The organism is Lacinutrix undariae (assembly GCF_052934785.1).
Window position 1 is genome coordinate 752606 of the sequence record NZ_CM128809.1, and the last position, 13393, is coordinate 765998.

At 32.8% G+C, this 13393-nt stretch carries 12 protein-coding genes and 2 tRNA genes; 8 read left to right on the top strand and 6 right to left on the bottom strand.

Annotated features, from left to right (window positions below; translation table 11 throughout):
- Positions 1-17: 17 nt before the first annotated feature.
- The 5 genes from ACU4C5_RS03440 (at position 18) to lspA (ending at position 4791) form a co-directional block, all read left to right on the top strand.
- Complete coding sequence (locus ACU4C5_RS03440; protein WP_446845652.1) at positions 18-842, top strand: thymidylate synthase; 825 nt, start codon at positions 18-20, stop codon at positions 840-842.
- A gap of 11 nt (positions 843-853) precedes the next feature.
- On the top strand, positions 854-1759 hold the full coding sequence (locus tag ACU4C5_RS03445; protein WP_446845653.1) for a dihydrofolate reductase: 906 nt from the start codon (positions 854-856) through the stop codon (positions 1757-1759).
- Positions 1756-3315 (top strand): NAD(P)/FAD-dependent oxidoreductase, encoded by a 1560-nt coding sequence (locus ACU4C5_RS03450; RefSeq protein WP_446845654.1) that lies wholly within the window; start codon positions 1756-1758, stop codon positions 3313-3315. The genes ACU4C5_RS03445 and ACU4C5_RS03450 overlap by 4 nt, the downstream gene beginning before the upstream one ends.
- 87 nt (positions 3316-3402) lie before the next feature.
- Positions 3403-4296: an ACP S-malonyltransferase gene (gene fabD / locus ACU4C5_RS03455; RefSeq protein WP_446845655.1), complete on the top strand. Its 894-nt coding sequence runs from the start codon at positions 3403-3405 to the stop codon at positions 4294-4296.
- 3 nt (positions 4297-4299) lie between these two features.
- Positions 4300-4791: a signal peptidase II gene (lspA, locus tag ACU4C5_RS03460; protein ID WP_446845656.1), complete on the top strand. Its 492-nt coding sequence runs from the start codon at positions 4300-4302 to the stop codon at positions 4789-4791.
- A gap of 36 nt (positions 4792-4827) precedes the next feature.
- On the opposite strand, the gene ACU4C5_RS03465 is transcribed toward lspA, so the two are convergent.
- The 3 genes from ACU4C5_RS03465 to ACU4C5_RS03475 all read right to left on the bottom strand — a co-directional run bounded on the left by ACU4C5_RS03465 (position 4828) and on the right by ACU4C5_RS03475 (position 7490).
- Complete coding sequence (locus ACU4C5_RS03465) at positions 4828-5019, bottom strand: hypothetical protein (RefSeq protein ID WP_446845657.1); 192 nt, start codon at positions 5017-5019, stop codon at positions 4828-4830.
- 313 nt (positions 5020-5332) lie between these two features.
- Positions 5333-6352 carry a UDP-glucose 4-epimerase GalE gene (gene galE, locus ACU4C5_RS03470; protein ID WP_446845658.1) on the bottom strand — a complete coding sequence of 340 codons (1020 nt, stop codon included), beginning with the start codon at positions 6350-6352 and terminating at the stop codon, positions 5333-5335.
- Between the two features lies 1 nt (position 6353).
- Complete coding sequence (locus tag ACU4C5_RS03475) at positions 6354-7490, bottom strand: DegT/DnrJ/EryC1/StrS family aminotransferase (RefSeq protein WP_446845659.1); 1137 nt, start codon at positions 7488-7490, stop codon at positions 6354-6356.
- Positions 7491-7626: 136 nt separating this feature from the next.
- Here ACU4C5_RS03475 and ACU4C5_RS03480 point away from each other — a divergent pair, with 136 nt between their 5' ends.
- Together ACU4C5_RS03480 and ACU4C5_RS03485 are read left to right on the top strand one after the other, a co-directional pair.
- Positions 7627-8862 carry a 3-deoxy-D-manno-octulosonic acid transferase gene (locus ACU4C5_RS03480; RefSeq protein WP_446845660.1) on the top strand — a complete coding sequence of 412 codons (1236 nt, stop codon included), beginning with the start codon at positions 7627-7629 and terminating at the stop codon, positions 8860-8862.
- 112 nt (positions 8863-8974) lie between these two features.
- Positions 8975-9355: a hypothetical protein gene (locus ACU4C5_RS03485; RefSeq protein ID WP_446845661.1), complete on the top strand. Its 381-nt coding sequence runs from the start codon at positions 8975-8977 to the stop codon at positions 9353-9355.
- A gap of 349 nt (positions 9356-9704) precedes the next feature.
- On the opposite strand, the gene ACU4C5_RS03490 is transcribed toward ACU4C5_RS03485, so the two are convergent.
- The 3 genes from ACU4C5_RS03490 to mutS all read right to left on the bottom strand — a co-directional run bounded on the left by ACU4C5_RS03490 (position 9705) and on the right by mutS (position 12609).
- A tRNA-Leu gene (locus ACU4C5_RS03490) sits at positions 9705-9788 on the bottom strand.
- 23 nt (positions 9789-9811) lie between these two features.
- Positions 9812-9883 (bottom strand) — tRNA-Gly (locus ACU4C5_RS03495).
- Between the two features lie 116 nt (positions 9884-9999).
- Positions 10000-12609, bottom strand: a complete 2610-nt coding sequence (mutS, locus tag ACU4C5_RS03500; RefSeq protein WP_446845662.1) for a DNA mismatch repair protein MutS — start codon at positions 12607-12609, stop codon at positions 10000-10002.
- A 235-nt stretch (positions 12610-12844) separates the two neighbouring features.
- On the opposite strand from mutS, the gene ACU4C5_RS03505 reads away from it, so the two are divergent.
- Positions 12845-13375, top strand: coding sequence for an RNA methyltransferase (locus tag ACU4C5_RS03505; protein WP_446845664.1), 531 nt, complete (start codon positions 12845-12847; stop codon positions 13373-13375).
- Positions 13376-13393 lie beyond the last annotated feature (18 nt).

Sequence of the window (13393 nt, forward strand, 5' to 3'; positions counted from 1 at the left end):
GTAGCGACCTGAATAATATGAAACAATATCACGACTTAGTAAAACATATATTAGCAGAAGGTAACGAAAAAGGTGACCGTACTGGAACCGGAACCAAAAGTGTATTTGGCTATCAAATGCGTTTTGATTTAAGTGAAGGTTTTCCAATGGTAACCACAAAAAAGTTACATTTAAAATCTATCATACACGAGTTATTATGGTTTTTAAAAGGAGATACTAACACTAAATACCTTACGGAAAACGGTGTACGCATTTGGAATGAATGGGCTGATGAAAATGGCGATTTAGGTCCTGTTTACGGACACCAATGGCGTAATTGGAATAGTGATGAAATTGACCAGATAAAAGAGGTTATTCATACCTTAAAAAACAACCCAAATAGCAGACGTATGTTGGTTTCTGCTTGGAATCCTTCAGTATTACCTGATACATCAAAAAGTTTTGATGAAAATGTAGCCAACGGAAAAGCAGCACTTCCTCCCTGTCATGCATTTTTTCAGTTTTATGTAGCCGACGGAAAATTATCTTGTCAGTTATACCAAAGAAGTGCAGATACCTTTTTAGGTGTACCTTTCAATATTGCATCTTACGCATTATTTACAATGATGGTGGCGCAAGTATGTGGTTATGAAGCTGGAGATTTTATTCACACATTTGGTGATGCTCATATTTACAATAACCATTTAGATCAGGTAGAACTACAACTTTCTAGAGCATTAAAACCATTACCAAAAATGAAATTAAATCCTGAAATCACAGATATTTTCGATTTCACTTTTGATGATTTCACTCTTGAAGATTACAATCCGCATCCACATATTAAAGGAGCAGTTGCCATTTAAAAACTTAAGTTATGTTCGGTAAGAAAAAAGTAACACCACAAATAGATAAAGAGCAGTTAGAACTTATTAAAAATGCTCAAAAACGCATCAAACAGAAAAAAAGTTTATATGTACACTTTGTTATTTTCTTAATTGGTGCTGTATTTTTAATACTTGCCAATACGGTTTTAGGTATTGGAGAAACAGTAATGTTTCTTGGCTTAAACTGGTTTGTTTACGCCATTTTAGCTTGGTTATTTTTATTTATATATCACGCTTTTAATGTATTTATCACTAATAGATTTATGGGTAAAGATTGGGAACAAAAACAATTAGATAAACTCGTAGCCAAACAACAAGATAAAATAAACACACTGAAAGCAAAAGTTGAAAAAAAATATCCGTTAGAAGTTACAAAAGAAAAATCTATCATAAAAACAGTAAAAAACTCGCAACTTACAATTATTGTGGCTGCTGCAGAAAACAATATTATAGGAAAAGACAACAAATTAATTTGGCACCTAAGAGATGACCTTAAACGTTTTAAAGCGCTTACCTCTGGTCATCATATCATTATGGGAAGAAAAACTTTTGAAAGTTTTCCAAAACCATTACCAAACCGTACACACGTTGTTATTACAAGACAAGCTAACTACAATGCTCCAGATGGAGTGATTGTTGTTAACTCACTAAACGATGCTATTGATGCTTCAAAAAATGATCAATATCCATTTATTATTGGTGGTGGGGAAATTTATAAAGAAGCTATAAACATTGTTGATAAAGTAGAACTTACTCGTGTACATCACCGCTTTGAAGGTGATACGCATTTCCCTGAAATAGATCCTTTACTATGGAAACAAACACAACGTATAGATCACAATAAAGATGAAAATCATGATTATGACTTTTCATTTCTTACTTACGAAAAATTATGATTAAAGACATTCAATTACGCCTTACACTGCAAGAGGAAAAAGAAGCTGATGAGTTTTTATTAAAAAAAGCAGTCGAATCTTTAGATATTCCCGAAAGAGACATCACAGGAATTAAAGTCCTTAGAAAATCTATTGATGCACGTAAAGCACGTATAATGGTGAATTATAAAATATCAGTTTTTATAAAAGAAGCACTTCCGGAACATTCAGACTACAAATTTGATTACAAAGATGTATCTCAAGCAAAACCTGTTCATATTATTGGTTTTGGTCCTGCCGGAATGTACGCTGCATTGCGCTGTATTGAATTGGGCTTTAAACCCGTAGTTTTAGAGCGTGGTAAAAATGCACAAGACAGAAGACGCGATTTAAAAGCCATTAATCAAGATCATCATGTAGATGAAGATTCAAATTACTGTTTTGGTGAAGGTGGAGCAGGAACTTATAGTGATGGAAAATTATACACTAGAAGTTTAAAACGTGGAGATGTAAGACGAATTTTTGAAAACTTAGTGTATCATGGCGCTACCGATCAAATTTTGGTAGATGCACACCCCCATATTGGAACCAATAAGCTTCCAAAGGTGGTTACAAACATTAGAGAAACAATTTTAAAATACGGTGGAGAAATTCATTTTGAAACTCGCGTTACCGATTTTGATATTAAAGATAATCAAATACAAGCGCTTCATTTAAAAAATGGAGACGAAATCCCGGTACAGAAAGTTATTTTAGCTACCGGCCATTCGGCAAGAGATATTTACTATTTATTAAACGATAAAAATATTGCTTTACAATCTAAATCATTTGCTATGGGCGTTCGTATTGAACATCCTCAACATATAATAGATAGTATACAATACCATTGTAAAGGCGAACGTAATGAATTGTTACCAGCAGCATCTTACAGCTTAGTACAACAAGTTAACGAGCGTGGTGTATACTCTTTTTGTATGTGTCCTGGTGGTTTTATTGTACCAGCTGCTACTGCAAACGGAGAAGTTGTAGTAAACGGAATGTCGCCATCAAAACGAAATAATGAATTTGCAAATTCTGGAATTGTTGTTGAAATCAATGCCGAAAAAGATTTATACAAATACGAAAAATTTGGCGTATTAAAAGGTTTAGAATACCAAAAAGATTTAGAACGTTTAGCATTTACTGCTGGAGGTCGCACACAAACTGCACCAGCACAACGACTAGTTGATTTTGTAGATGGAAAAATTTCAGAAGATTTAAACTCTACATCTTATCAACCAGGATTAAACTCAGCACCATTACACTCACTATTACCAAAATTAATTGGAGGAAGGTTACGAAAAGCTTTTCCTGCTTTTGGAGAAAAAATGAGAGGTTATTATACTAACGAAGCAAATGTTATTGGTGTAGAATCTAGAACCTCATCACCAGTAAATATTCCAAGAAAAGAAACTTTAGAGCATCCCGAAATACTCAACTTATTCCCATGTGGAGAAGGTGGAGGTTACGCAGGTGGTATTGTTTCGGCAGCAATGGATGGAGAAAGATGTGCAGAAGCTGCAACAGCTGGACTATAAGTTTTAAAAAAACCTTATTTTTACAATACAAAAATCAATTACTAATTAAAAATAGTGCTTCTTCTTTTTTGAAGCCAATACTATACAATGAACGCATATATATTCCCTGGTCAAGGTGCTCAATTCTCAGGAATGGGCTTAGACTTATACGAAAATTCACCTTTAGCGCAACAATTATTCGAACAAGCTAATGACATTTTAGGATTTAATATTACAGACATTATGTTTGAAGGTTCTGCTGAAGCCCTTAAAGAAACCAAGGTTACACAACCAGCTATCTTTTTGCACTCTGTAATTTTAGCTAAAACATTAGGAGATAGTTTTAAACCAGATATGGTTGCAGGACATTCACTTGGAGAATTTTCAGCATTAGTAGCGAACGGAACCTTAACTTTTGAAGATGGCTTACGTTTAGTATCACAACGTGCTTTAGCTATGCAAAAAGCTTGCGAATTACAACCAAGCACAATGGCTGCCGTTTTAGGTCTTGAAGATAATATTGTTGAAGACGTTTGTGCAAACACCCCAGGTATTGTTGTAGCTGCAAACTATAACTGCCCAGGACAATTAGTAATTTCTGGAGAAGTTGCAGCAATCAACACCGCTTGTGAAGTCTTAAAAGAAAAAGGTGCTAGACGCGCTTTAGTATTACCAGTTGGAGGTGCATTTCACTCACCTTTAATGGAACCTGCTCGCGAAGAATTAGCTGCAGCAATTGAAAACACATTGTTCAGTAAACCAAACTGTCCAATTTATCAAAATGTGACAGCAAATGCCGTTCTTGATGAAACAGCTATAAAAGCAAATTTAATATCACAATTAACGGCACCAGTACGTTGGACACAATCTGTGCAACAAATGGTTGCTGATGGCGCTACTTTATTTACTGAAGTTGGCCCAGGAAAAGTATTACAAGGTTTAGTAAAGAAAATTAACAGACCATCGGAAACAGCTTCTGCTACTTTTGAAACTAAAGCGTAGATTATGAAAATTTCTAGAACGCTTGGTATTGCATTATTAATTATAGGTAATATTGCTATTGATCAAATTTCTAAAATACTAATTAGAATTTATGTCAATTATAATGAAATTATCCCATTAATTGGAGATACTTTTATAATGACTAAAGTTGAAAACAGCGGTGCTTTTCTGGGTATAGGAAGCGATTTAAGTCCAATTATACGCCTTTTAGTATTATTAATATTACCAATTTTAGTGCTGGGATATTTAATTTATTTCATCCTTAAAAATAAGGAGTTAGATAGGTATAGCATTATTGCATTAACAGCAATTGCCGGAGGCGGAATCGCTAATGTATATGACAGAATTGTTTACGGTGAAGTTACCGACTTTTTACACATAGACTTTGGAGGTGTATTTAGAACAGGAATATTCAATATTGCAGATGTTTCGGTTTCTACCGGAATGATTATGCTCTTTGTAGGCTCTTTTATACTAAATAAAAAAACAATATAACATAAAAAAGCCTCTAAAATTTCAGAGGCTTTTTATTTATCTTGCTAAATTACAATCTTCACAATCTTTAATTTCTCCATAATAGGTTTCTCTATATTTATGAAGTGTTTTAAACGGAACACTTAAAAATTGCTTTTTAATATAAGTTACGTTTGTACGTAATAAACCCATCTTTTTTGTAAAACGAGATTCGATTTTTGTCTCTCTTTTAATACTTATCAATTTCATTGTATATCATTTATCATTCATTACAAAGTAACGGGTATTAATAACCAATGACAAGCTATTCGTATTAAATCATTGTTAATCAAGTTCTTAAATACAATATTCACAATTAGATTAACTTATAATTAAGGCATCGTCAATAATTTTTACTTTAAACTAACAATTCAACAATTTAAAAATATCAGATTCTATCGTTTGTATTCTATTTTGAATAAAAAAAGCGTGTTTTAAAGTAAAATTCATTAATAAATAACGATTTCACGTTCAAAACACGCTGTATATAAATATATCGCTTTTAAAAAACGATAATTATCTCTTATAAATTTCTAATTTTCTTTTCCCAGTTCCAAGCAGAACGCATAGCATCATCTAAAGTTAAATTTGCTTTCCAACCTAAAACTTTATTCGATTTAGTAGTATCTGCAAAAGCTTCAGTAATATCTCCTTCTCGTCTTGGTGCAATTTTATAATTTAATTTTTGCCCTGATACTTTTTCAAAAGATTTAATAACATCTAAAACCGAACTACCTGTTCCTGTTCCAATATTAAAAACTTCATAATTAGTGTCATTATTTCTTTCAATTAAACGTTGTAAAGCTATAACGTGAGCTTTTGCTAAATCTACCACATGAATATAATCTCTAATACAAGTTCCATCTGGCGTATTATAATCATCACCAAAAACAGATAACTCATCACGTAATCCTGCGGCAGTTTGCGTAATAAAAGGAATTAAATTTTGAGGCACTCCAAGTGGTAATTCACCAATTTGAACACTATCATGAGAACCTACTGGATTAAAATAACGTAATGATATTGCATTTAACCCTGACATAACTTTACAAGTATCAGCAATAATTTCTTCTCCAATTTGCTTTGTATTTCCGTAAGGAGATTCAGCGGCTTTAACTGGAGCTTGCTCTAAAATTGGCATTTGATCAGCTTGACCGTAAACCGTACAAGAAGAACTAAAAATAAAATTAGATGTCTTTAATTTTGTTACAGATTTAAGCATGTAAATTAATGTATTTAAGTTATTCTCATAATACATTAAAGGTTCTTTTACACTTTCCCCTACAGCCTTACTTGCTGCAAAATGAATTACACCAACAATATCGCTATGCTTTTCAAAAAAAGATTCGACACTTAATTTGTTTTTCAAATCTAGTTTTTCAAAAACTGGTGTGATTCCTGTTATTGCTGTAATTCCATCTAGAACATTAATAGACGAATTTGATAAATCATCAATCACAACTACCTCATAACCTTTATTTTGAAGTTCAACTACAGTATGAGAACCTATAAAACCAAGTCCACCTGTAACAAGTATTTTCATTTTAGTTATTTTTCACAAAATTAATAAGTGTATTTGTAATGAACTCAATTTGTTCAGCATCTAATTCTGTATGCATTGGTAATGAGATCACTTCTTTCACTAATTGATTAGTTATTGTAAAATCTGCTTCATTATAACGAGTATCTTTATATGCTTTTTGCAAGTGCAATGGTATTGGGTAATACACACCACAAGGAATTCCATTTTCATTTAAATGCTTAACCAGTGCATCTCTATCTGTGTTTAACACCTTAAGTGTATATTGATGAAACACGTGATTTTCTTGATCTCCATCTCTATGAGGTGTTATAATATCATTATATGGTTCAAAAGCTTTATCATAAGCCATTGCAGCCTCTTTTCGTGCTGTATTATAAGTATCTAAGTTTGGTAATTTAGCATTTAAAACGGCTGCTTGCACAGAATCTAAACGAGAATTTACTCCCACAACATCATGATGATAACGTTCGTACATTCCATGATTTACAATACCTCTAATTGTGTGAGCCAACTCATCATTATTAGTAAATATTGCACCACCATCACCATAACAACCTAAATTTTTTGAAGGAAAAAATGATGTTGAAGCTACATCCCCTATCGTACCAGCTTTAGCTTTTGTACCATCACTATAGGTATAAGTTGCTCCAATCGCTTGAGCATTATCTTCAATTACAAATAAATTATGAGCTTTTGCAATTTCCATAATCGCTTCCATATTGGCACATTGTCCAAATAAATGCACAGGAACAATCGCTTTTGTTTTTGGCGTAATTGCTTTTTTAATAGCCTCAATATCTATATTAAATGTATCAGGATCAACATCTACTAAAACCGGTGTTAATTGCAATAGCGCAATCACCTCAACAGTAGCAGCAAAAGTAAAATCTGCAGTAATAACCTCGTCTCCGGGTTGTAAACCTAATCCCATCATTGCTATTTGCAAAGCATCTGTCCCGTTTGCACAAGGAATAACATGTTTTACATTTAAATAATCTTCTAGATTTTTCTGAAATTTATGAACTTGAGGTCCATTTATATATGATGTAGAGTCTAAAACTTCTAAAATTGATTGATCAACAATCGCTTTGATATTATTGTATTGACCTTTTAAGTCAACCATTTGAATTTTTTTCATTCGAAAATAGGTATTCGTTTTACTATAAGTATTAACAGTGTCATACACTTAACTAAGTAGCGAATTTACGAAATTCAATCCCGTCTACCAATGAAATTATTGTAAAGTAATGTATTTTTGCAGAAACAGAAATACAGTGAATTTATTATATAATTTAGGAATTTACGCGGCACATTTGGTTCTCAAAATCATAGCGTTATTTAATCATAAAATTAAACTTGGTGTTTTAGGCCGTGCTGAAACCTTTAATATTCTTGAAAAAGGAATTTTAAAAACCGACAAAACGCTTTGGTTTCACTGCTCCTCTCTTGGAGAATACGAACAAGGTTTACCTGTTTTTAAAGCGTTAAGACAAGATTATCCCAACCATAAAATAGTGCTAAGTTTCTTTTCGCCTTCCGGATATGAAATTCGAAAACACACAGATATCGCAGATATTGTTGTCTATTTACCTTTAGATACGAAGCAAAACGCTACGCAATTTTTAAATCTTATACATCCAGAACTTACCGTTTTTGTTAAGTATGATATTTGGCCAAATTATCTAAACATTATAAAAAAACGCCAACATAAAGCTATTTTAATTTCGGCAACCTTCAGAAAACAACAATCGTACTTTAAATGGTATGGAAAGCAAATGAAAACAGCCTTACAAGCTTTTGACCATATATTTGTTCAGAATGAAAGTTCAAAAACACTAATAAATTCAATAGGATTTAATAATATAACAGTTGCAGGAGACACACGTTTTGATAGAGTTGCCAACCAATTAGAACAAAATAATGTGTTAGATTTTATTTCTGAATTTAAAAATAACCAACTTTGTATAGTCGTAGGAAGTTCATGGCCAGAAGACGAGGCTCAACTTATTCAATTTATAAACAACACACCACACAAGAACGTAAAATATATTATTGCGCCACATAATATTAAATCTGGCCAAATAGCTAATATGGTTTCAAACCTTAAAGTAAAAACCGTTTTGTTTTCTGAAAAAGAAGGAAAAAACCTTTCTGAATACTCAGTCTTTATTATTGACACTATTGGATTATTAAGCAAAATATACAGTTATGCTGATATTGCTTATGTTGGAGGAGCTATGGGAAACACAGGATTACATAATGTATTAGAACCTGCTGTTTTTGGAGTTCCTATTATTATAGGAAAACATCACGAAAAATTTCCTGAAGCTGCACAAATGATTACAAACGGCGGGTTATTTTCTATCACAAACACCAATGAACTTGATAATATCCTAACAACACTCATTGAAAATGACACAAAACGAGAAAAAACAGGAAAATTAAATTCAGCTTTTATCAAAAAAAATGAAGGTGCAGTGATCCAAATCCTTAATTATACTCGTAAATAGACTAAAGTTTGGGTAATAGCACAAAAAATGTTAACAATTGTTAATTTTTTTATTGATAATTCAAACTAAGTTACTAATTTCGTGTATTAAAATTAACACTAAAACTATTACGATGAAAAAATTACTATTAGTAGTCCTAGCATTAGGATTGTCTTTTACTTCATGTAGAGAGACTAAAGAAGGAGCTGAAAAAGCTGGAGAAGCTGTTGAAAATGCTGCTCAAGAAGCTGGAGAAGCTGCTGAGAAAGCTGCAACTGATGTAAAAGAAGCTGCTGAAGATGCTGCTGAGGCAACTGGAGATGCTGTTGAAGATGCAACTGAAGAAGCAGGAAACATGGTTGACGATGCTAAAGAAGCTGTTAACGGTGCTGCAACTGATGCAAAAGATGCTGCTACTGAAGCTGCAACTGATGTAAAAGACGCTGCAACTGATGCTGCTGATGACGCAAAAGGAGCTGCAACTGACGCTTTAAACAAAGTAAAAGGTCACTAATTAGAACCTTTATTATAAGAAAGCCTGTTAATTCAGGCTTTTTTTGTGCCCAATTTTAAGCAATCCTCTCACATCTTCCTTTAAATAACTTCTACATTATTACAAAGAAGCTTATAATGCTTAAAAACCTCATCAAAATACTAAATCCTAATCATAATAAGACATACATATATATACAGAAAAGTATATTTCAGTATAAATTAATAAAAATTGAATACGTAATAGAAGTTTCTAAAAAACAAGAACTAGTTTTTTTAGATGCAACAGATAGGTTGCAGATTTATGTATTTGTTTTAAAAACTAAAAAGTATAAAACAAAAAAAAGCCTTACATAAATGTAAGGCTTTTGTACTGAAGGCGGGACTTGAACCCGCACGAACTAATGTTCATTGGATTTTAAGTCCAACGTGTCTACCAATTCCACCACTTCAGCGTGTATATTTTTAAAAGGTCTAGAGCGAAAGACGGGATTTGAACCCGCGACCCCCACCTTGGCAAGGTGATGCTCTACCCCTGAGCTACTTTCGCAGTATAGCAATTATTTAAATGAACGTTTGTACTGATTGCGAGTGCAAATTTAAGGCTTTTATTAGAATACACAAGCATTTTTTTAAAAAACTTTCACTTTTTTTTAAATTAATTTCTTACTTACTCTTTTTCAATAACATACGTTTTATCTCATTTAGCTTCATTAAAGCTTCAACTGGAGTTAAAGTGTCAATATCTATATTTACGATCTCTTCTTTGATTTGTTCTAACAATGGATCATCAAGATTAAAAAAGCTTAATTGCATCTCATTATCTAAAGATTTCACCTTATCGGTAAGTTCTTCGCTTGAATGTGATTTTTCTAATTGCTTTAAAATTTTGTTGGCGCGATGAATAACTTGTTGTGGCATTCCTGCTAATTTAGCTACATGAATACCAAAACTATGCTCACTTCCTCCTTTAATAAGTTTACGAAGAAATAAAACATTATCTTTTAACTCCTTTACTGAGACATTAAAATTCTTGATACGTGTAAACGTTTCTGTCATTTCATTTAACTCATGATAATGCGTAGCAAACAATGTTTTCGCCTTACTTGGATGCTCATGTAAATATTCGCTAATTGCCCAAGCTATTGAAATTCCATCATAGGTACTTGTTCCGCGTCCTATTTCATCTAATAATACCAAACTACGTTCAGACACATTATTTAATATAGAAGCGGTTTCATTCATTTCTACCATAAATGTAGATTCTCCCATAGAGATATTATCACTCGCCCCTACTCTAGTAAATATTTTATCGGTAAGTCCTACTTTTGCAGATTCTGCTGGCACAAAACTTCCCATTTGTGCTAAAAGCACAATTAAAGCTGTTTGACGTAAGATAGCCGACTTACCAGACATATTTGGTCCGGTAATCATTATTATTTGTTGTTCGGAACGATCCAAATACACATCATTAGCAATATAACTTTCGCCGTGTGGCAATTGCTTTTCAATTACGGGATGTCTTCCGTTTTTAATATCTAAAGCAAACGTATCGTTAATTTCTGGTCGTGTATATTTATTTTCGGTTGCTAATTGTGCAAAACCACATAAACAATCTAACTGCGCAATTAAAGCGGCATTTTTTTGAACAGGATGAATAAACAAACCTATCCAACTTACCAATTCAGCAAATATTTTTTGCTCAATAGCCATAATACGTTCTTCGGCACCTAAAATTTTAGATTCATATTCTTTTAGCTCTTCGGTAATATAACGTTCGGCATTTACTAAAGTCTGTTTTCTAATCCATTCTTCGGGCACTTTATCTTTGTGCGTGTTTCTAACTTCTATATAATATCCAAATACATTATTAGAAGCAATTTTTAACGACGTAATTCCTGTACGTTCACTTTCACGTTCTAACATGGCGTTTAAATAATCCTTTCCGGAAGTTGACAACGCACGTAATTCGCTTAATTCTTCAGAGAAATCTGATGCAATAGAATTTCCTTTTAAAATATTTACTGGCGCATCTTCATTTAAAGTCGCTTTAATACGTTGGCGTAACTCTTCGCAAAGTTCTAAACGTTTTCCTATATTTTGCAAAGCTTCATTATTGGTTTGTTGAGCAATAATTTTAATTGGCGCAATAGCTTCTAAAGCATTTTTAAGATGAATTACCTCACGCGGACTAATTTTAGTGGTCGCTACTTTAGATATTAAACGCTCAATATCTCCAATTTGCTTTACATAACTCTGTATTTTATTTAATACAATAGCATCGTTAATAAAATACTCTACCACTTCGTGACGTTGATTAATTTTAGCAAGATCTACCAAGGGTAATGCCAACCATCTTTTTAAAAGACGACCTCCCATTGGAGAAATAGTTTTATCAATAACATCTACCAAAGTCACTGCGTTGTGATTTGTAGAATGGTATAATTCTAAATTTTTTATGGTAAAACGATCCATCCACACGTGTTCATTTTGAGTAACGCGTTGTATAGATGTGATGTGTTGTAATTTGTGATGCTGCGTTTCGCTTAAATAATGTAAAACGGCTCCCGAAGCGATAATCCCTTCAACAACATCATCAACTCCAAAACCTTTTAGTGATTTTGTATTGAAATGTTTTAATAAAGTTTCATTCGCATAATCATCCTGAAACACCCAATCTTCTAAATAAAAAGTATGAAAATCGTCACCAAAAGTTGCGGTAAACTCTTTACGTTTTGGTTTAGAAATTAGCACTTCACTCGGGCTAAAATTTTGAAGTAATTTATCTACATATTCCGCACTTCCTTGAGATACTAAAAACTCACCTGTAGACACATCTAAAAATGCCACACCAACAAGATGCCTTCCAAAACAAACTGCCGCTAAGAAATTATTGGTTTTAGAATGTAAAATATCATCAATTAATGCCACACCTGGCGTTACCAATTCTGTAACACCACGTTTTACAATAGTTTTAGTTTGCTTTGGGTCTTCTAATTGATCACAAATTGCCACACGTTGTCCTGCTTTTACCAATTTTGGTAAATAGGTATTCATAGAATGATGCGGAAAACCGGCTAATTCAATTTCGCTTTCGCTTCCTGCACCACGTTTGGTAAGTGTAATATCTAATATTTTGGCAGCTTTTATAGCGTCCGATCCAAAGGTTTCGTAAAAATCCCCTACTCTAAATAATAAAAGGGCATCTGGATATTTTGCTTTAATGGCATTGTATTGCTTCATTAAAGGGGTTTCTTTTTTTACTTTCTTAGCCAATGGTTCTGTATTTTTAGTAGTATTTTTGTCTTTTAAATGGTTTTCGATATGTTTTAAAATTCATTCAAGACACTCGAAGTGACACTAATAACTTTTAATGTCGGTTTTTAATGATTTGCTTTATTAAAATTGTATTGAACAACCCCTAAAACAAAGATTGCTAAAGTACTTATTATTTGATGTTTTATAAAACAGATTTAAGATAAGTTATTTACAATTACTAAGAAATTTAAACATGCGAAAACTAAAAAATAGCGAACTCGACCGCCTAAGTGTTGATGAATTTAAAGACACCAAGAAAACACCTATTATTATTGTTTTGGATAATATTAGAAGTTTAAATAATATAGGATCGGTATTTAGAACGAGTGATGCGTTTTTAATTGAAAAAATTTATCTCTGCGGAATTACGGCTACGCCTCCACATAGAGACATTCATAAAACAGCTTTAGGAAGTACAGAAACTGTAGCTTGGGAACATGCCGAAAACACTATGGATGTTATTAAAAAACTACAAGAGAACAATGTAAAAGTTGCCGCTATTGAACAAGCTGAACACGCTATTATGCTGAATGATTTTAAACCCGAACCAGATACTACTTACGCTTTAGTTTTTGGAAACGAGGTAAAAGGTGTTGCACAAGATGTGGTAAGCACAAGTGATTTAGTTTTAGAAATTCCTCAATTTGGAACGAAGCATTCGTTAAATATTTCAGTAAGTTGCGGTGTGGTAGTTTGGGATATTTTTGCTAAAATGAATGGATAATTAAGGTCTCGACTCCGC

Excerpts from the sequence above, each read along its gene's own strand:
- ACU4C5_RS03445 (WP_446845653.1), top strand. The coding sequence starts at position 854 with ATGTTCGGTAAGAAAAAAGTAACACCACAAATAGATAAAGAGCAGTTA.
- galE (WP_446845658.1), bottom strand. The coding sequence starts at position 6,352 with ATGAAAATACTTGTTACAGGTGGACTTGGTTTTATAGGTTCTCATACT.
- ACU4C5_RS03465 (WP_446845657.1), bottom strand. The coding sequence starts at position 5,019 with ATGAAATTGATAAGTATTAAAAGAGAGACAAAAATCGAATCTCGTTTT.
- lspA (WP_446845656.1), top strand. The coding sequence starts at position 4,300 with ATGAAAATTTCTAGAACGCTTGGTATTGCATTATTAATTATAGGTAAT.
- ACU4C5_RS03475 (WP_446845659.1), bottom strand. The coding sequence starts at position 7,490 with ATGAAAAAAATTCAAATGGTTGACTTAAAAGGTCAATACAATAATATC.
- ACU4C5_RS03440 (WP_446845652.1), top strand. The coding sequence starts at position 18 with ATGAAACAATATCACGACTTAGTAAAACATATATTAGCAGAAGGTAAC.
- ACU4C5_RS03450 (WP_446845654.1), top strand. The coding sequence starts at position 1,756 with ATGATTAAAGACATTCAATTACGCCTTACACTGCAAGAGGAAAAAGAA.
- ACU4C5_RS03505 (WP_446845664.1), top strand. The coding sequence starts at position 12,845 with ATGCGAAAACTAAAAAATAGCGAACTCGACCGCCTAAGTGTTGATGAA.
- ACU4C5_RS03485 (WP_446845661.1), top strand. The coding sequence starts at position 8,975 with ATGAAAAAATTACTATTAGTAGTCCTAGCATTAGGATTGTCTTTTACT.
- fabD (WP_446845655.1), top strand. The coding sequence starts at position 3,403 with ATGAACGCATATATATTCCCTGGTCAAGGTGCTCAATTCTCAGGAATG.